General features: G+C 65.3%; 17 protein-coding genes. 8 read left to right on the forward strand and 9 right to left on the reverse strand.

Going from position 1 to position 16,553, the window contains the following annotated elements:
• Positions 1–2 precede the first annotated feature (2 nt).
• Genes leuD through CK489_RS17320 form a run of 5 tightly spaced genes read left to right on the forward strand, consistent with a single transcriptional unit; the run spans position 3 to position 4,528 of the window.
• The gene (gene leuD / locus CK489_RS17300) at positions 3–638 is read left to right on the forward strand and encodes a 3-isopropylmalate dehydratase small subunit (RefSeq protein ID WP_095733082.1); all 636 of its coding nucleotides are present in this window, start codon (positions 3–5) and stop codon (positions 636–638) included.
• Entirely contained in the window at positions 635–1,768 is a 1,134-nt protein-coding gene (gene leuB / locus CK489_RS17305) for a 3-isopropylmalate dehydrogenase (protein ID WP_095733083.1), read from the forward strand. Before leuD ends, leuB begins: the two co-directional genes overlap by 4 nt.
• Positions 1,768–2,829 (forward strand): ABC transporter substrate-binding protein, encoded by a 1,062-nt coding sequence (locus CK489_RS17310; RefSeq protein ID WP_095733084.1) that lies wholly within the window; start codon positions 1,768–1,770, stop codon positions 2,827–2,829. The genes leuB and CK489_RS17310 overlap by 1 nt, the downstream gene beginning before the upstream one ends.
• Entirely contained in the window at positions 2,826–3,659 is an 834-nt protein-coding gene (locus tag CK489_RS17315; RefSeq protein ID WP_095733085.1) for an ABC transporter ATP-binding protein, read from the forward strand. The genes CK489_RS17310 and CK489_RS17315 overlap by 4 nt, the downstream gene beginning before the upstream one ends.
• Positions 3,656–4,528 carry an ABC transporter permease gene (locus tag CK489_RS17320; protein WP_095733086.1) on the forward strand — a complete coding sequence of 291 codons (873 nt, stop codon included), beginning with the start codon at positions 3,656–3,658 and terminating at the stop codon, positions 4,526–4,528. The genes CK489_RS17315 and CK489_RS17320 overlap by 4 nt, the downstream gene beginning before the upstream one ends.
• 61 nt (positions 4,529–4,589) lie before the next feature.
• Here the strand turns inward: CK489_RS17320 and CK489_RS41765 are convergent, their stop codons facing one another.
• On the reverse strand, positions 4,590–4,766 hold the full coding sequence (locus CK489_RS41765) for a hypothetical protein (protein WP_165445954.1): 177 nt from the start codon (positions 4,764–4,766) through the stop codon (positions 4,590–4,592).
• A 214-nt stretch (positions 4,767–4,980) separates the two neighbouring features.
• Between CK489_RS41765 and CK489_RS17325 the strand changes: the two genes are divergently transcribed.
• Entirely contained in the window at positions 4,981–5,238 is a 258-nt protein-coding gene (locus CK489_RS17325) for a hypothetical protein (protein WP_050627118.1), read from the forward strand.
• An 82-nt stretch (positions 5,239–5,320) separates the two neighbouring features.
• Here CK489_RS17325 and CK489_RS17330 read toward each other — a convergent pair whose 3' ends face one another.
• The 7 genes from CK489_RS17330 to CK489_RS17360 all read right to left on the reverse strand — a co-directional run bounded on the left by CK489_RS17330 (position 5,321) and on the right by CK489_RS17360 (position 13,675).
• Positions 5,321–5,494, reverse strand: coding sequence for a hypothetical protein (locus CK489_RS17330; protein ID WP_245350401.1), 174 nt, complete (start codon positions 5,492–5,494; stop codon positions 5,321–5,323).
• A 110-nt stretch (positions 5,495–5,604) separates the two neighbouring features.
• Positions 5,605–7,146 (reverse strand): galactarate dehydratase, encoded by a 1,542-nt coding sequence (gene garD, locus CK489_RS17335; RefSeq protein ID WP_095733088.1) that lies wholly within the window; start codon positions 7,144–7,146, stop codon positions 5,605–5,607.
• Between the two features lie 114 nt (positions 7,147–7,260).
• Positions 7,261–8,709, reverse strand: a complete 1,449-nt coding sequence (locus CK489_RS17340; protein ID WP_095733089.1) for an aldehyde dehydrogenase family protein — start codon at positions 8,707–8,709, stop codon at positions 7,261–7,263.
• A 22-nt stretch (positions 8,710–8,731) separates the two neighbouring features.
• Positions 8,732–10,087, reverse strand: coding sequence for a glucarate dehydratase (gene gudD / locus CK489_RS17345; RefSeq protein WP_095733090.1), 1,356 nt, complete (start codon positions 10,085–10,087; stop codon positions 8,732–8,734).
• A gap of 31 nt (positions 10,088–10,118) precedes the next feature.
• Positions 10,119–11,060 carry a 5-dehydro-4-deoxyglucarate dehydratase gene (gene kdgD, locus CK489_RS17350; RefSeq protein WP_095733091.1) on the reverse strand — a complete coding sequence of 314 codons (942 nt, stop codon included), beginning with the start codon at positions 11,058–11,060 and terminating at the stop codon, positions 10,119–10,121.
• Between the two features lie 124 nt (positions 11,061–11,184).
• Complete coding sequence (locus CK489_RS17355; RefSeq protein ID WP_095733092.1) at positions 11,185–12,090, reverse strand: LysR family transcriptional regulator; 906 nt, start codon at positions 12,088–12,090, stop codon at positions 11,185–11,187.
• Positions 12,091–12,337: 247 nt separating this feature from the next.
• Complete coding sequence (locus CK489_RS17360) at positions 12,338–13,675, reverse strand: MFS transporter (protein WP_095733093.1); 1,338 nt, start codon at positions 13,673–13,675, stop codon at positions 12,338–12,340.
• Between the two features lie 212 nt (positions 13,676–13,887).
• Here CK489_RS17360 and CK489_RS17365 point away from each other — a divergent pair, with 212 nt between their 5' ends.
• Both CK489_RS17365 and CK489_RS17370 read left to right on the forward strand, forming a co-directional pair.
• Positions 13,888–14,919 (forward strand): alpha/beta fold hydrolase, encoded by a 1,032-nt coding sequence (locus tag CK489_RS17365; protein WP_095733676.1) that lies wholly within the window; start codon positions 13,888–13,890, stop codon positions 14,917–14,919.
• A 13-nt stretch (positions 14,920–14,932) separates the two neighbouring features.
• Entirely contained in the window at positions 14,933–15,880 is a 948-nt protein-coding gene (locus CK489_RS17370) for a fatty acid desaturase (RefSeq protein ID WP_095733094.1), read from the forward strand.
• 3 nt (positions 15,881–15,883) lie between these two features.
• Here the strand turns inward: CK489_RS17370 and CK489_RS17375 are convergent, their stop codons facing one another.
• Positions 15,884–16,495, reverse strand: coding sequence for a TetR/AcrR family transcriptional regulator (locus tag CK489_RS17375; RefSeq protein ID WP_095733677.1), 612 nt, complete (start codon positions 16,493–16,495; stop codon positions 15,884–15,886).
• Positions 16,496–16,553 lie beyond the last annotated feature (58 nt).

Here is a 16,553-nt window from a genome sequence, read left to right on the forward strand (position 1 = left end):
TCATGCCGAAACCGTTCGACAAGCTGACCGCAATCGCCGCGCCGATCATGCGCAGCAATATCGATACCGACGTTATCATCCGCATCGAGCGCCTGGTCGGCAACGGAATCCGCGGCACGCTCGGCAAGTGGGCGTTCGGTTCGCTGCGCTATCTGCCCGACGGCTCGGAGAATCCGGATTTCATCCTCAACCGCGAGCCGTACCGGGAGGCGGAGATTCTGGTGACCGGACCGAATTTCGGCTGCGGCTCGTCGCGCGAGGGCGCGGTGTGGTCGCTGCAGGAGCGCGGCATCCGCGCCATCATCGGTTCTGGCTTCGGCGACATCTTCTTCGCCAACTGCTTCCAGAACGGAATCCTGCCGGTCGTCGTCGACAAGGCGGTGGTCGATCAACTCGCCGCCGATATCGAGGCGACGCAGGGCGCGGGCAAGGTCTCGATCGACCTTGAGGCGCAGACCATCGTCTCGCCGTCCGGCGCCCGGCATGCCTTCGAGATCGATCCGCGCCGCCGCGAGGGGCTGTTGAAGGGGCTCGACGAGGTGGCGCTGACACTGCAGCGCGATGACGAGATCCATGCCTTCCAGGCTTCCGACCGGGCGGCGCGGCCCTGGATTCATTCGACGAGGATATCCGCATGAGCACGCAATCCAACATGGTCAAGGTCGCCGTCGTCGGCGGCGAGGGCATCGGCCCCGAGGTCACCGCGCAGTCGCGCCGCGTGCTCGACTGGTTCGCGGCCAAACGCGGCGTGCCGATGACGCTGCGCGAGGCGCAATATGGCCTGATCCCATATCTGGCGACCGGCAAGGTGCTGCCGGAGGATACCGCAGAAGCGATGGACGAGGCCGACGCCATCCTGTGGGGCGCGACCGGCGGTCCGGAGACGACCGAAGTGCCGGCGGCCGCGCGCAAGGCCGGCAGCCTGCTGGGGCTGCGCAGCAAATATGACCTCTACGCCAATCTGCGGCCGATCATGGCGAGCCCTGCGCTCTCGGCGTCGGCGCCGCTTAAGCCCGAAGTGCTCGACGGCGTCGACTTCGTCATCATCCGTGAATTGACCAGCGGCATCTATTTCGGCGAGCCGCGCGGCATCGAGACCTTGCCGGACGGCCAGCGCCGCGGCTTCAACACCGAGCAATACACCACCAACCAGATCCGCCGTGTGGCGCGCTCGGCGTTCGAGCTGGCGCGGACCCGGCGCAACAAGGTCTGTTCGGTCGACAAGGCCAATGTGCTGGAGACCAGCGTGGTCTGGCGCGAGGAGGTGATCAGGCTGCACAAGGAGGAGTTCTCCGACGTCGAGCTGACCCACCTCTATGTCGACAACGCCGCGATGCAGATCGTGCGCGAGCCACGCCAGTTCGACGTGATGGTCACCGGCAACATCTTCGGCGACATCCTGTCCGACTGCGCAGCGATGGCCTCGGGCTCGCTCGGCATGCTGCCGTCGGCCTCGCTCGGCCCGGTCGACCGCTTCGGCCGTCGCAAGGCGCTGTACGAGCCGGTGCATGGCAGCGCGCCCGACATCGCCGGCAAGGGCGTCGCCAATCCGCTCGGCTCGATCCTCAGCGTCGCGATGCTGCTGCGCCTGACCTTGAACCGGCCCGAGGATGCCGATTTGCTGGAGCGGGCGGTGCAGACCGCACTTGCCTCCGGCGCACGAACGGCCGACATTGCGGAAGCGGGCGCGAAGAGGCTGTCGACCGTCCAGATGGGCGACGCGGTGCTCAGTGCGCTCGACAGGATCTCGGCCAAGGAGCACGCGTGATGCCTGATGTCGCCATGCCCCACATTTCGCGGCGGTCGGCCCTGACGGTGATCGCCGCCGGTGGTGCGGCGCTGGCGAGCGGGCGGGCATGGGCGCAGGCGAGCCCGGGCCGCGCGATCTATCCGGTCGCGGTGCCGGTCTATCAGACGCAATTTGTCGCCGATCGCATCGGCTACTTCAAGGAGGCCGGGCTGGACTGCAAGCTGGTGCAGGGCGGCAGCGGCGTGAAGACTCGCGAGATCATCGCCTCGTCGCAGGGAGATATCGGGATCGGCGATGTCACCCATCCGATGCAGCTGACCAATCACGGCCGCGCCGCGCGTGTGCTGCTGCCGGTCGACACGCGGTCGAACTCGGTGATGTTCATCCTGCGCAAGGACCTGAAGGACCAGGGCATCAATACGCTGGAGGCCTTCACGCAGTGGAAGCGGCCCGACGGCCGCAAACCGATCGTCTCGGTGTCCTCGCTCGGCGGCACCAACCATGTCTGGGCGTCCTATTACATGGAAACCATGGGATTGGACGACAAGGTGACCTGGATCGGCACCGGCAATGTCGACACCATGCTGGGATCGCTGAAATCGAAGCAGGTCGATATCCTCGTCAGCTCGCTGTCGCTGCTCAACGAGGCGCAGCAGCAGGGCTGGGGCGAATTGCTGTTCGACGGCACCGATGAGGCGATCTGGAACAAGCATATCGGCGGCAAGGTACCGGTCACGGCGCACTTCACCTTGCAGGCCACCATCGACAAGGATCCGGCCAAGATGCAGGCCTATGTCACCGCGCTGTGGCGCGCGTCGCAATGGATCAAGGCGCACAAGCCGGCCGAGGTCTACGACGCGATCGAGCCCTATGTCGGCAGCACCTCGCGCGATGCCAATCTGCTCGAAATCACCGCGATCCAGAAGGTCGCGGACTACGAGGGCATCGTCGATGCGGCGAGTTTTGCGCGCGGCGAGAAGGTCTGGTTCCGCGAGATGACCGGCATCAAGCCGCTCAAGATCGCCGACGTCGTCAACTCGAACCTCATCGACGCGGCGCGAAAGGCCTATCCGGGTTGAGCGCGCTCGAGACGAGCGTACCCAGATCGCCGCGCGCCTCGGCCGACCGTCGCGTCGAGGTCAAGGGCCTGAGCAAGTCGTTTCAGCTCGCCAGGACGACGATCGAGGCGGTACGCGACGTGACGTTCGACGTCCGCCGCGGCGAGTTCGTCGCGCTGCTCGGGCCGTCGGGCTCCGGCAAGAGCACCGTGCTCAACATGATCGCCTCGCTGATCCGCCCCACCGGCGGTGAGATCCTGATCGACGGCAAGCGCGTTGTCGCCGGCAAGGCGACGCCTGAGGTCGGCTACGTCTTCCAGCGCGATACGCTGTTTCCGTGGCGGACGGTCGCCGACAACATCGGCTACGGGCTGGAGCTATCGGGCGTGCCGGCTCAAGAACGGAAGGGACGCATCGCCGAATGCGTCGCGCAGGCCGGTTTGAAAGGATTTGAGAGCGCCTATCCGTCGGCGCTGTCGGGCGGCATGCGGCAGCGGGCGGCGCTGATGCGGACCCTGATCGTCGAGCCGCAGATCCTGTTGATGGACGAGCCGTTTGGTGCGCTCGACACCCACACCAAGATCGACATGCACGAGGTGCTGCTGCGGATCTGGGAGCGCGAGCAGCAGACCGTGCTGTTCGTGACCCACGATCTCGGCGAGGCGTTGACCCTCGCCGACCGCATCATCCTGTTCTCGGCGCGGCCGGGCCGCATCAAGGACATGTTCACGGTCGATTTCGATCGCCCGCGCGATGCGGTGAAGGTGCGCGAGACCCCGCATTATGCCGAGCTGTTCCAGCACATCTGGCATTCGCTCGGCGAGGAATTCGTCAAGGGCCGGAGCGCATGAAGAGGTGCGGCACGCTCGGCACCGTCGGTTGGCAGGTCCTGATCTGCGCCATCGTGCTGTCGGTCTGGCAGTGGGGCTACGACCTCCGCACCAGACTGCCTTGGCTAGTGCCCGACCTGCTCGATCCCTATTTTATCTCGAAGCCGTCGATGATCTTCGACAATTTCCTGATCCAGAGCTGCCTGACCTCGAAGCTCGGCGTCTTCAACGGCTGGTTCAACGGCGAGTTCGCAAAGTGCCTGGCGCGCAACGAGAACAACCTCTGGGCGGCGACGGCAATCACCTTGAAGAACACCTTCTTCGGCTTCATCACCGGCGTGGTCTCTGGCTTCGTCGCCGGGCTGATCCTCGGTCGGTCCGACCGGTTGAGCGCGATCTTCCAACCGTTCATCACCGCGGTGAATTCGATCCCGCGGATCGCGCTGGCGCCGATCATCGTGCTGGCGTTCGGGATCGGCGACATGTCGAAGATCGTGACCTCGTGGATCGTCGTCGTGTTCCTGGTGTTCTTCAATACGTTCGAAGGCGCGCGCTCGATCGACGAAGGCTTTACCAACGCAGCGCGGCTGCTCGGCGCCAGCGAGTGGCAGATCACCCGCACCGTGGTGGTCCCCTCGACCATGGCCTGGGTGTTCGCCTCGCTGACTCCCGCGATCTCGTTCGCGCTGATCGGCGTCATCGTCGGAGAGTTCATCGGCGCCGAGCGCGGCATCGGCCGTCTCATCATCGAGTCGGAGGCGCGTGGCGAGGCCTCCGGCATGATGGTCGCGGTGGTGGTGCTGATGCTGGTCGGCGTCGTGCTGTCGGCGATCATCTGGCGGCTACAGGCCTATCTGCTGCGCTGGCAGCGGCAGCGCAGCGCCGAATAGAAAGGCCCGCGGCGACAGCCAGCTGTCACACGCGGGCCTTCGGTCTTGGGTGGTCTCTGACTCAGGCTGCGGTCTGTGACGGCGAGGTCTCGCCGTCGAGCCAATCCTGCTCGATCGCCAGCGCACGCCAGGCTGCTTCCATTCGTTTGAAGCGATTGTAGGTCGGCTCGTCGTCGGCGCGCTCGGCAAGCTGCGCGCAGTTCTCCGCATTGTCGAGGAAGTGCTGTGATTGCTTCATGGAACGTCCTCCTGTTGACAAGGACGTGGGCCATCAAATCAGGCTATTCAACGCATGGAACATGAGCATTTCGCCACACAGGTGAATGCCCGTTCACGCGAGTTCCCCGCGCGTCGCCGCCCCTGTCCGTACGCATTCGGAGCACGCTTGGTAGGAACAGTTTGTCGCACCCGACGTTCCTACTCCACGTCGCAACTGGAGGAGGAGAGACGTCATGAGGAAATATCTGTTCGCTGCGGCCATGGTGACCGCGATCGCTTCGCCCGCGTTGGCCGATGATGTCGGCGTGCGTGTCGGCCCGGTTGGTGCGGGCGTGACGGTCGGCGAGTCGCACGAGTATCGCGACCGTGATCGTGACCGCACCACCGTGATCAAGGAGCGCGAGCCGCGCAGCGACCGCACCACGGTCATCAAGAAGCAGGACGAGTTCGGCAACCGCAGCAAGACCGTCATTCATCACGACGACGATTGATGGCGATCGAAGCGATGCGCGTGAAGATGAAAATCCGCCGCCGACCTCGTCGCGGCGGATTTTCCGTGTCCTGATGCGACCGCTAGGTCGCGGACAGGACGGGCACCCGATCGTCGCGGCGTTCGTTTGCGATCCGGCCGCGGCATTCCGCGGCGAACGCGCGCAAGCGCTCGACGGTCAGCGGGTCCATACCCGTGCGCGCCAGACGCTCGGCGCGGTCGGCTTCATCCTTGAGATGGTCAATTGTCCGGCTCATGGTCGCCTCCATGCCGAGACAATTTGAATCGAATTGCGACGTTCCCCACTGGCCCGATCGCTCCTGGAGGCGTGGCTAACGGGCGGTTAATCGGCCGTCTGGCGCGTGCCTCAGGTCACCGGCGCCGGATTGAACAGCGTCAGGTCGTTGTGGATGCCCCACTTGTCCGACCACGGCTTGGTGCGCCCGCTCGCGACGTCGAGGATCAGGCGGAACAGGTCCCAGCCGGTCTCCTCGATGGTCTTCTCGCCGGTCGCGATGCAGCCGGCGTCGAAATCGATCAGATCCTTCCAGCGCCGTGCCAGCTCGCTGCGGGTCGCGACCTTGATGACCGGTGCGGCGGCAAGGCCATAGGGCGTGCCGCGGCCGGTCGTGAACACCTGCAAGGTCATGCCGGAGGCGAGCTGCAAGGTGCCGCAGATGAAGTCGCTCGCAGGAGTGGCCGCGAACAGCATGCCTTTCTGCCGCGCTTTCTCGCCCGGCGATAGCACGCCGGTGATCGGGCCGGAGCCCGACTTGACGATCGAGCCGAGCGATTTCTCGACGATGTTGGCGAGGCCGCCCTTCTTGTTGCCCGGCGTGGTGTTGGCGCTGCGGTCGGCGCCGCCGCGGGCGAGATAGGCATCGTACCAGGCCATCTCGCGGATCAGCGCGCGGCCGACATCCTCGTTGACGGCGCGGCGGGTCAGCAGCTGGATCGCGTCGCGCACCTCGGTCACTTCCGAGAACATCACGGTCGCGCCTGATCGCACCAGCAGGTCGGCGGCAAAGCCGACCGCGGGGTTCGCAGTGACGCCGGAGAACGCATCGCTGCCGCCGCATTGCAGGCCGATCACGAGATCGGCGGCCGGGCAGGTCTCGCGCTTACGGGTGTTGAGCACCTTCAGCCGTGCTTCGGCCTGCGTCATGATGGCCTCGACGATGGCGCCGAAGCCGTCGAAGGCTTCGTCCTGCATCCGCACGATGGCGTCATTGACGCCTTCCGGCACCAGCCGTTCCGGCGCAAGCTTCTCGCAGCCGAGCCCGACCACGAGGATCTCGCCGCCGAAATTCGGATTGAGCGCGAGGTTCTGCAACGTACGGATCGGCACCACGGCATCGGGCGCCGTGATCGCGACGCCGCAGCCATAGGCATGGGTCAGCGGCACGACGTCGTCGACGTTGGGATATTTCGGCAGCAGCTCGGCGCGGATGCGTTTCACCGCATATTCCATCGTGCCCTTGACGCATTGCACGGAGGAGGAGATGCCGAGGATGTTCTTGGTTCCCACCGAGCCGTCGGGATTGCGAAAGCCCTCGAAGGTGAAACCTTCGAGCGGCGGCAGCGCCGGCGGCACCGCGGTTGCGATCTCGAGCTGGTCGAGCGGCGGCGCGTCGGGCATCCGGATGCGCGCCTCGTCGACCCATTCGCCGGCCAGGATCGGCGACAGCGCGTGGCCGATCACCTCGCCATAGCGGATGATCGCCGCGCCCTCGGCGATGTCTTCTAGCGCGGTCTTGTGGCCCTGCGGCACGAAGGCGCGCAAGGTCAGGCCGCAGGGGAAGCGGGAGCCGGCCGGCAGGCCGAAATCATTCACCACGATCGCGACATTGTCGCGGGCGTTGAGCTTGATGTAGCGGGGCTGCTCCTGCGCGCCGATCGACTGGTCCATGCGGCTTCCTCGAATTGTAGTTTGTCGGGCGGGTCAGCCGAAGGCTGAACCCGCCGTGTTTCGTGGTGCGGTGTCGATGGTGGGTTACGTTGACGCTAACCCTCCCTGCGCATCTCAACCCGGGAACGTGTAGGCCGTCTTCACCGTGGTGTAGAACTCGCGGGCATAGGCGCCCTGTTCGCGCGCGCCGTAGCTCGAGCCTTTGCGGCCGCCGAACGGCACGTGGTAATCGACGCCGGCGGTCGGCAGATTGACCATCACCATGCCGGCCTCGCTGTTGCGCTTGTAATGCGAGGCGTATTTCAGGCTCGTGGTGCAGATGCCCGAGGCGAGACCAAACTCGGTGTCGTTGGAGATCGCCAGCGCCTCTTCGTAGTCCTTGGCGCGGATGACGCAGGCGACCGGGCCGAAGATCTCTTCGCGGGCGATCCGCATCTGGTTGGTCGCTCCGGTGAACAGCGCCGGCTGCAGGTAGAAGCCGGGCGTCTCGCGGTTCAACAGCTCGCCGCCCCAGTGCAGGCGGGCGCCTTCGTCCTGGCCGATCTTGATGTAGCGGAGATCCTGGTCGAGCTGGCTCTGGTCGACCACCGGGCCGACATGCACGCCGCTCTTCAGCGCGTCGTCGACCGAAAGCCCCTTCATCCGCTCGGTCATCGCATCGACGAAGCGGTCATGAATGCCTGCGGTGACGATCAGGCGCGAGGAGGCCGTGCAGCGCTGGCCGGTCGAGAAATAGGCGCCGTTGACCGCGACCTCGACCGCGACCTTGACGTCGGCGTCGTCGAGCACGACCAGCGGGTTCTTGCCGCCCATCTCGAGCTGGAACTTCTTCATCGGGTTGGAGAGCACGCAGGCCTGCGCGATCTTGCGGCCGGTCTGCACCGAGCCGGTGAAGGAGATCGCGGCAACGTCGGGATGGTCGAGCAGCGTCTGGCCGACCACCGAGCCCGAGCCGACCACGAGGTTGAACACCCCGGCCGGAATGCCCGAACGCGCGATGATCTCGGACAGCGCATGCGCGGAGCCCGGCACCAGCTCCGCCGGCTTGAACACGACGGTGTTGCCGTAGCACAGCGCGGGCGCGATCTTCCACGCCGGGATCGCGATCGGGAAATTCCACGGCGTGATCATGCCGACGACGCCGACCGGCTCGCGGGTGATTTCGACATCGAGACCCGGACGTACCGACGCACCCTTCTCGCCCATCAGCCGCAGCGCTTCACCGGCGAAGAACGCGAAGATCTGTCCGGCGCGTGCCACCTCGCCGATGCCCTCGGGGAGCGTCTTGCCTTCCTCGCGCGCCAGCAGGCGGCCGAGCTCTTCCTTGCGGGCGAGGATTTCGACCGAGATCTTGGTCAGCGCGTCAAAGCGCTCCTGCGGCGTCGAGCGCGCCCAGGCCGGGAAGGCGGCCTTCGCAGCGGCGATCGCCTTCTCGGTCTGCGCCTTGTCGGCCTTCGCGAATTCGCCGACCACGTCCTTGGTGTTGGAGGGATTGATGTCCCGCGTGATGCTGGTTCCGTCGACCCATTCGCCGGCGATGAAGTTCTTCTGGTGAGCGGTCATTGTTCTCTCCAACCTTTTGTTGTTAGCGCACGAGGCAGGGACGCTTGTCGTCGAAGGTCCAGCCCGGGATCAGGAACTGCATGGCCAGTGCGTCGTCGCGGGCGCCGAGACCATGCTGCTTGTATAGCGCGTTCGCGGCCTCGATGGCACCGCGATCGAGCTCGATGCCGAGGCCCGGCCGATCCGGGATCGCGATCTTGCCGCCCTTGATCTGCAGCGGCTCCCGCGTCAACGCCTGGCCGTCCTGCCAGATCCAGTGGGTGTCGATCGCGGTCACCTTGCCGGGTGCCGCGGCGCCGACATGGGTGAACATCGCCAGCGAAATGTCGAAATGATTGTTGGAGTGCGAGCCCCAGGTCAGGCCGTTGTCGCGGCAGGTCTGCGCCACTCGCACCGAGCCTTGCATAGTCCAGAAATGCGGATCGGCGAGCGGAATGTCGACGGCCCCTAACCGCAGCGCGTGCGAGAGCTGGCGCCAGTCGGTCGCGATCATGTTGGTGGCGGTCGGCAGCCCGGTGGCACGGCGGAACTCGGCCATGATCTCGCGGCCGGAGAAACCGGCCTCGGCGCCGCAGGGATCCTCGGCATAAGCGAGCACGCCGCCCATGTTGCTGCAAAGCCGGATCGCCTCGTCCAGCGACCACGCGCCGTTCGGGTCGAGCGTGACACGGGCGTTCGGAAAGCGCTTTGCAATGGCCGTGACGGCCTCGATCTCCTGCTCGCCCGCGAGCACGCCGCCCTTGAGCTTGAAATCGGCGAAGCCGTAATGCGCCTGTGTCGCCTCAGCGAGGCGCACGATCGCATCCGGCGTCATCGCGACCTGATGGCGCAGGTTGAACCAGTCCGGCTTGCCGGTCTCGCCCTCGACGTAGGGAAGGCTGGTCTTGCTGCGATCGCCGACGAAGAAGAGATAGCCGAGCGTCTCGACGCTTGAGCGCTGCTGGCCTTCGCCGAGCAGCGCCGCGACCGGGAGATTGAGATGCTGGCCGAGCAGATCGAGCAGCGCCGACTCCACCGCGGTCACCGCGTGGATGGTGACGCGGAGGTCGAAGGTCTGCTTGCCGCGCCCGCCGGCGTCGCGGTCGGCGAAGGTCTGGCGCATCGAGGCGAGGATGTTGTTGCAGGCGCCGATGGTCTGGCCGACGACGAGGTCGCGGGCATCTTCCAGCGTCTTCCTGATCTTCTCGCCGCCCGGCACCTCGCCGACACCGGTATGGCCCGAGTTGTCGGTGAGGATGACGAGGTTGCGGGTGAAGAACGGCGCATGCGCGCCGCTCAGATTGAGGAGCATGCCGTCGCGGCCGGCGACCGGGATCACCTCCATCGCGGTGACGACAGGGGCGCCGGCAAAGCCGCTGCGGATCGTGTCTTGAATCATCTGCTCCTCCCTTGTTTCTTCGCCGTTCGGTTTATTCCGCCGCCTGTTGCGCCGCCATCTGCGGCATCTTCGCCACCAGCGCCGCGAGCTCGGCGATCTCCTGCTCGGTGAGGTCAGTCAGCGGCGGCCGCACCGGGCCAGAATCGCGGCCGATCACCTTCATGCCGGCCTTGATGATCGACACCGCATAGCCCTTCTTGCGGTTGCGTATCGCGATCAGCGGCAGGATGAAATCCTTCAGGCCTGCATGGATGGTCTGATGATCGCGCCGGCGCACCGCGGCGTAGAATTGGGTGGCGAATTCCGGCACGAAGTTGAACACCGCCGACGAGTACGTCGTCACGCCCATGTCGAGATAGGGCAGGGCGAAGGTTTCAGCGGTCGGCAGGCCGCCGATATAGGTGAGGCGGTCGCCGAGCTTGGTGTAGACGCGGGTCATCAGCTCGATGTCGCCGATGCCGTCCTTGTAGCCGACGAGGTTCGGGCAGCGCTCGCAGAGCCGCGCCAGCGTATCGGGCTGCAGGATCGCATTGTCGCGGTTGTAGACGATGACGCCGATCTTGACCGACGAGCACACCGCCTCGACATGGGCGGCAAGGCCATCCTGCTCGGCATGCGTGAGATAGGGCGGCAGCAGCAAGAGGCCATCGGCGCCGGCCTTCTCGGCTCCGATGGCGATCTCGCGCGCGATCGCGGTGCCGTAGCCGGTGCCGGCCAGCACGGGAACGCGGCCCTTGGTCTCTTCGACCGCGACCTTCACGACCTGCGGAACTTCAGCCGGCGTCAGCGAGAAGAACTCGCCGGTGCCGCCGGCGGCGAACAGGCCGGCGACGTCATAGCCGCACAGCCAATCCATGTTGGCGCGATAGGTCGACTCGTCGAACGAATGATCCGCGTTGAACGGGGTCACCGGAAAAGACAGGAGGCCGCCACCGATCTTCGCGGCCATCTCCCGAGGGGTCATCTTGCTCATGGCGCCACTCCTTGAATGATGTTGGGAAGGATGCGCGAGCAGCGCGCGTCCATGGCGGAGTTTCTAGGAAATGGTTCGATGCGCGTCCAAGCCAAACGCGGTATCGAGCGATGCTAACTCTGCATCAATCGCCGCGCAGCTGCGGCGCCGCGATTTCGGTTGCGATCTCGATCAATGACGGCAGCAACTGGTTCTCGTGATCGCGCCGCCATACCATGAACAGTTCGACCGGCACCGGCGTGCGCAGCTTCAGCGGCTTCAGCTTGACGTCTGATATCTTCAGGCTCGCGGCCGCCTCCGGCACGATCGCGACGCCGAGCCCGGCGCGCACCATGGCGAGGATCGAATGGATCTGGCTGAGATGCTGGACATAGCGCGGCAGCACGTCGGCGCGCGTGAACATCGACACCAGCAGGTCGTGGAAATAGCGCGCCTCATAGGGCGAATACATCACGAAGGGCTGGTCGTCGAAATCCTTGATGCTGACGGTCTCGGCTGCCGCCAGCGGATGTTTCTTCGGGATCGCGGCGAGCAGCGGCTCGGCGACGACGCGGCGGCTGGCGAATTCCGGCCGCGCGATCGGCGGGCGCAGCAGGCCGACATCGATCTGGCCTGTCGTGAGCGCCTCGAACTGTTCGCCGGAGACCATCTCCTTCAAGGAAAAATCCACCTCGGGCAAGCGGGAGCGGGCGGCTGCGATCAGCTCGGGCAGGAAGCCATAGGCGGCCGCGGCCGTGAAACCGATCTTGAGCGAGCCGGTCTTGCCGAGCGCGATGCGGCGGGCGACCTGCGAAGCCGACTCCGCCAGTTTGAGGATGCGCCGCGCCTCGGGCAAAAAACTGCGGCCCGCCGGGGTCAGCCGCACCGAGCGGCTGGTGCGCTCCAGCAGCGGCGCGTCGATGATGTGCTCGAGCACCTGGATCTGCCGGCTCAGCGGCGGCTGGGTCATGTTGAGCCGCGCCGCGGCCCGGCCGAAGTGCAATTCTTCGGCCACCGTGACGAAGCAGCGGAGCTGGCTCAGGTCGAACATCGATGCTAACCCGGAATTAATCGATCGGGGATTTGTACGTTCTAGCATCGATGCCTCCCACTGGCCAAGAACACAAAAAGGCAGACAAAGACGGCGGCCGAAGCCGCCGTTTTGGGTTTGTGCCCAACTCCATCCCGTCATTGCGAGCGAAGCGAAGCAATCCATTGCGCGGCAGATGCGGAAGCATGGATTGCTTCGTCGCTGTCGCTCTTCGCCTTGACGGGTCGATAGACATCGGCGGCCTGGCTCAGGCCGCCTTCAGCTGCACCCGCTTGATCTCGCCGACGATGAAGAGATAGGCGATCGCCGCGACCAGCGCGTTGGCGCCGACGAACACCAGCGCGCCGTTGAATGAGCCGGTGGCGGCGAGGATGTAGCCGATGATGATCGGCGTCGTGATCGAGGACAGATTGCCGAAGGTGTTGAACAACCCGCCGGAGACGCCGCCGGCTTCCTTCGGCGAGGTGTCGGAGACCACGGCCCAGCCGAGCGCGCCGATGCCCTTGCCGAAGAAGGCGAGCGCCATGAACCCGACGACCAGCGCCTGGCTGTCCACGTAGTTGCAGGCGATGATCGCCATCGACAGCAGCATGCCGCCGACGATCGGGACCTTGCGTGCCATGGTCAGCGAGCCGGTGCGGCGCAGCAGATAGTCGGAGATCACGCCGCCGAGCACGCCGCCGATGAAGCCGCACAGCGCCGGCAAGGTCGCGACGAAGCCGGCCTGCAGGATCGAGAGCCCGCGCTCCTTCACCAGGTAGACCGGGAACCAGGTCAGGAAGAAGTAGGTCAGCGTGTTGATGCAGTACTGGCCGATGTAGACGCCGAGCATCATGCGGTTGGCGAGCAGCTGGCGGATGTGGTCCCAGCTGGGGCCGCTGTCCTGGGTCTTGCCGGCCTTCGCCGCGTCCATGTCGACCAGCGCGCCGCCCTGCTTGATGTAGTCAAACTCGGCCTCGTTGATCCCGGGATGGTCCTTCGGCTCGTAGATCGTCTTGATCCAGGCGATGCCCATGACGATGCCGAGCCCGCCCATCACGTAGAACACGTGGCGCCAGCCGTGCTCATGGGCGATCCAGCCCATCAGCGGCGCGAAGATCACGGTCGCGAAATACTGCCCGGAATTGAAGAAGGCCGACGCGGTGCCGCGCTCATTGCCGGGGAACCAGGAGGCGACGATGCGGGCGTTGGCGGGGAAGGATGGCGCCTCGGCGATACCGACCAGGAAGCGCAGACCGAACAGCAGGGCCACGGCCGTGCCGGCGGAAAGGAACCCGACCAGGCCCTGCATCGCGGTGAAGATCGACCAGACGATGATGCTGATCGCATAGACCCATTTGGAGCCGTAGCGGTCGAGCAGCCAGCCGCACGGCACCTGGGCGATCACATAGGACCAGCCGAAGGCCGAGAACACGTAACCCATCGCGACGGGATCGAGATGCAGTTCCTTGGAGAGGGCGGGGCCGGCGATCGAGAGCGTGGCGCGATCGGCATAGTTCACGGTGGTGACGAGAAACAGCATCGTCACGATCAAAAGCCGGACGCGGGATCGCCGCGCATCCGTGGTGGACACAATTGCGCTCATTCGCGCCTCCTTGGAAATTTCCTCGGGGTCTGTCCTAGAGAGATGCCGACAATGGGTCCAAGCCCAAACGGGTATTGATCCATACCGATTTTGAATGGATCGGCCCGGTGTCATGCCACCTTCGTCACTGTTGCATCGGTTCTCCAATTAGTGTACTAATAGTACAGTTATTGAGGGCGGCGACGTTGCCCTCTGATCGAGGTCGAATGCTGATGACCACGCCGCGCGACTATGAGGTGTTCGAGGCAGGCAAGGTGACCTTGCAGGGCGGCGCGGTGTTTCCGCAGCTTGCGCTCGCCTACAAGACCTATGGCACGCTGAACGCGGCCAGGGACAACGTCATCCTCTATCCGACCTCGTTCGCCGCCCAGCATCCCGACATCGAATGGCTGGTGCAGCCGGGCGGGGCGCTCGACCCCGGGCGCTACTTCATCATCATTGCAAACCTGTTCGGCAACGGCCTGTCGTCCTCGCCGTCGAATTCGAGCGAGGTGCTCGGCGGCGCGCCGTTTCCTGCCTTCACCTATCATGATGCAATCGCCAGCCAGTGGCAGCTGCTGGTCGAGCGGTTTGGCGTGACCAGACTTGCGCTGGTCTATGGCTGGTCGATGGGCGGCATGCAGGCCTATCACTGGGCCGCGCGTTATCCCGACATGGTGGAGCGCGCGGCAGTGGTCTGCGGCAGCGCAAGGTGCTCGCCGTATAATCATGTCTTCCTCGAAGGCGTGAAGGCGGCGCTGACCGCCGACCCGGCCTATCGCGGTGGCCATTTCGTCAGCAAGCCGGTCGCGGGCCTGCGCGCGATGGGGCGCGTCTATGCCGGCTGGGCGATGTCGCACGAGTTCTATCGCGAGGAGCTCTGGCGCAAGGCTGGCTTCAACTCGCTGGAAGACTACCTCGCGGGATCCTGGGACGGTGCCTTCGCGCGGCGCGATGCCAATGATCTGCTGGCGCAGATCGCGATCTGGCAGGCCGGCGACATCAGCCGTTGCGACGAATTCGGCGGCGACTTCGATCGCGCGCTGGCGGCGATCAAGGCGCATATGCTGCTGATGCCCGGCCGTACCGACCGCTATTTCGACCCGCGCGACAACGAGGATGAGCTCGGCCGCCTGGTCAATGCCCGTTCCGCCACGCTGCACCCGATCCCCTCGATCCATGGGCACCGGGCCGGTAATCCCATCAACAACGCCGAAGACCGCGCTTTCATCAACGCCGAGATTTCGGCGCTGCTGCAGCGCTGACAGGTGAGACGCTATGAGCACAGCCGAGACCAGTGACGCCGGACCGCGCCTCAAGCCGCTCAGCCCGCTGACCCTGCGCGACCTGTCGACCAAGTCGAACCTGGCCGGCGTGGTGCGCGCGGCAAGCCACTACGGCATGATCGTGGTCATCGGCGCGCTGATCTGGTTGGTGGCGTCGCGCTACGGCCTGCCGTGGGCGCTGCCGCTGATCGCCATCCAGGGCTATTTCGTCGCGTTCCTGTTCATGGTGGTGCACGAAACCGCGCACAAGACCGCGTTCCGCAATCATGCGCTCAATCTCGTCGTCGGCAATCTCTCCGCCTTTCTGATCGGATTGCCCCACCAGTACTACTGCCTGTTTCACTGGGACCATCACCGCTACACCCAGGATCCGGAGAAGGATCCCGAGCTGATCGTCGGTCCCAAGCCTGCGTCCGACACCCAGCTTGCGATCGCCTATTCGGGACTGTTGCAGGTCTTGGTCCGCATCCGCCTGATGCTCCGGCACGCGCTCACCGGAAAGGTGATCGTGCCGTGGATTCCGCCGCACAAGCGCGCCGCGATCGTGCTGGAAGCGCGGCTCTATCTTGCCGGTTACCTGCTGCTGCTCGTGGCATCTCTCGCGCTGCACAGCGCGATCCTGTTCTGGGCCTGGATCGTGCCGTTGCTGGCCGGCCAGCTCATCCTGCGCCCGTATCTTTATGCAGAGCACACCGGCTGCGAGCGGACGCGGAGCGCGTTCGAGAACACGCGCACCACGATGACAGGCCGGATCATGAAATGGTTCGCCTGGAACATGCCCTATCATGTCGAGCACCATGCCTATCCGACGGTGCCGTTCCATGCGTTGCCGAAACTGAACGCCATCGTCGATGGCCACATCGTCTATCGCGGTCGCAGTTATCGCGCCGTGACGCGCGAGACCTGGGCCTGGTTCCGCCGCCAGCGGCACTCCGCCTGATAGTCAGGCGTCGGCGCACGGCCGCAGTACGAGATTGACGAGATTGCGGGCATAGGCCGGCGTCAGCGGCTTGATGCCGAAGACGTAGCGATAGAACAGGCTGCCATAGATCGCGTCATAGATGTCGCCGGGCACGCCCGGCGCACCGATGCTGCCGTCCTTCTGGCCGGCCGTGATGATCTCAAGCATCCTGGCACGGCGAAGGCCAAGGTAGCGCTGGTAGAACATCTCCGCCGTGCCGGTCTTCGAGATGCATTCCGAGATCACCGCAAGCTGCACCCGCCCGAACTCGCCCTGCAGCGCCTCGACATAGGTCGCGACATGGCGGCGGATGCGGGCCACCGGATTGCCGGCCTCGGGCAGCGGCACGGCCCGCGAGGCCTGGTCGAGGAAGGCATCGATCAGCAAAGCCTCGCGCGACGGCCACCATTTGTAGATCGTCATCTTCGAGACGTTGGAGTGCCGAGCGATCGCGTCGATCGTGGTGGCCGCAAGGTCGGTGGTCGCCATCAGCGTATAGGCACTTTGCAGGATCGCGGCCGTGGTTGCAGCCGAGCGCGGCCGGCCGCGCCGCCCGGTTGCCGCATCCTCCGTCTCTGCCTTGCCGCCCGCCATGGCCGGATTCGCGTCCCGCGTTTGAATCATCGTTTCGTGCACCGGCATAGCACGGAAT

This window comes from Bradyrhizobium sp. UFLA03-84 (assembly GCF_002289535.1).
GTDB lineage: Bacteria > Pseudomonadota > Alphaproteobacteria > Rhizobiales > Xanthobacteraceae > Bradyrhizobium > Bradyrhizobium viridifuturi.

What these genes read in the sequence shown, in the direction of transcription:
- CK489_RS17355 (WP_095733092.1), bottom strand. Translation starts at nt 12,090, where the DNA reads ATGTTCGACCTGAGCCAGCTCCGCTGCTTCGTCACGGTGGCCGAAGAA.
- leuB (WP_095733083.1), top strand. Translation starts at nt 635, where the DNA reads ATGAGCACGCAATCCAACATGGTCAAGGTCGCCGTCGTCGGCGGCGAG.
- garD (WP_095733088.1), bottom strand. Translation starts at nt 7,146, where the DNA reads ATGGACCAGTCGATCGGCGCGCAGGAGCAGCCCCGCTACATCAAGCTC.
- CK489_RS17330 (WP_245350401.1), bottom strand. Translation starts at nt 5,494, where the DNA reads ATGAGCCGGACAATTGACCATCTCAAGGATGAAGCCGACCGCGCCGAG.
- kdgD (WP_095733091.1), bottom strand. Translation starts at nt 11,060, where the DNA reads ATGAGCAAGATGACCCCTCGGGAGATGGCCGCGAAGATCGGTGGCGGC.
- CK489_RS17340 (WP_095733089.1), bottom strand. Translation starts at nt 8,709, where the DNA reads ATGACCGCTCACCAGAAGAACTTCATCGCCGGCGAATGGGTCGACGGA.
- leuD (WP_095733082.1), top strand. Translation starts at nt 3, where the DNA reads ATGCCGAAACCGTTCGACAAGCTGACCGCAATCGCCGCGCCGATCATG.
- CK489_RS17370 (WP_095733094.1), top strand. Translation starts at nt 14,933, where the DNA reads ATGAGCACAGCCGAGACCAGTGACGCCGGACCGCGCCTCAAGCCGCTC.
- CK489_RS41765 (WP_165445954.1), bottom strand. Translation starts at nt 4,766, where the DNA reads ATGAAGCAATCACAGCACTTCCTCGACAATGCGGAGAACTGCGCGCAG.
- CK489_RS17365 (WP_095733676.1), top strand. Translation starts at nt 13,888, where the DNA reads ATGACCACGCCGCGCGACTATGAGGTGTTCGAGGCAGGCAAGGTGACC.
- gudD (WP_095733090.1), bottom strand. Translation starts at nt 10,087, where the DNA reads ATGATTCAAGACACGATCCGCAGCGGCTTTGCCGGCGCCCCTGTCGTC.
- CK489_RS17310 (WP_095733084.1), top strand. Translation starts at nt 1,768, where the DNA reads ATGCCTGATGTCGCCATGCCCCACATTTCGCGGCGGTCGGCCCTGACG.
- CK489_RS17320 (WP_095733086.1), top strand. Translation starts at nt 3,656, where the DNA reads ATGAAGAGGTGCGGCACGCTCGGCACCGTCGGTTGGCAGGTCCTGATC.
- CK489_RS17325 (WP_050627118.1), top strand. Translation starts at nt 4,981, where the DNA reads ATGAGGAAATATCTGTTCGCTGCGGCCATGGTGACCGCGATCGCTTCG.
- CK489_RS17360 (WP_095733093.1), bottom strand. Translation starts at nt 13,675, where the DNA reads ATGAGCGCAATTGTGTCCACCACGGATGCGCGGCGATCCCGCGTCCGG.
- CK489_RS17375 (WP_095733677.1), bottom strand. Translation starts at nt 16,495, where the DNA reads ATGGCGGGCGGCAAGGCAGAGACGGAGGATGCGGCAACCGGGCGGCGC.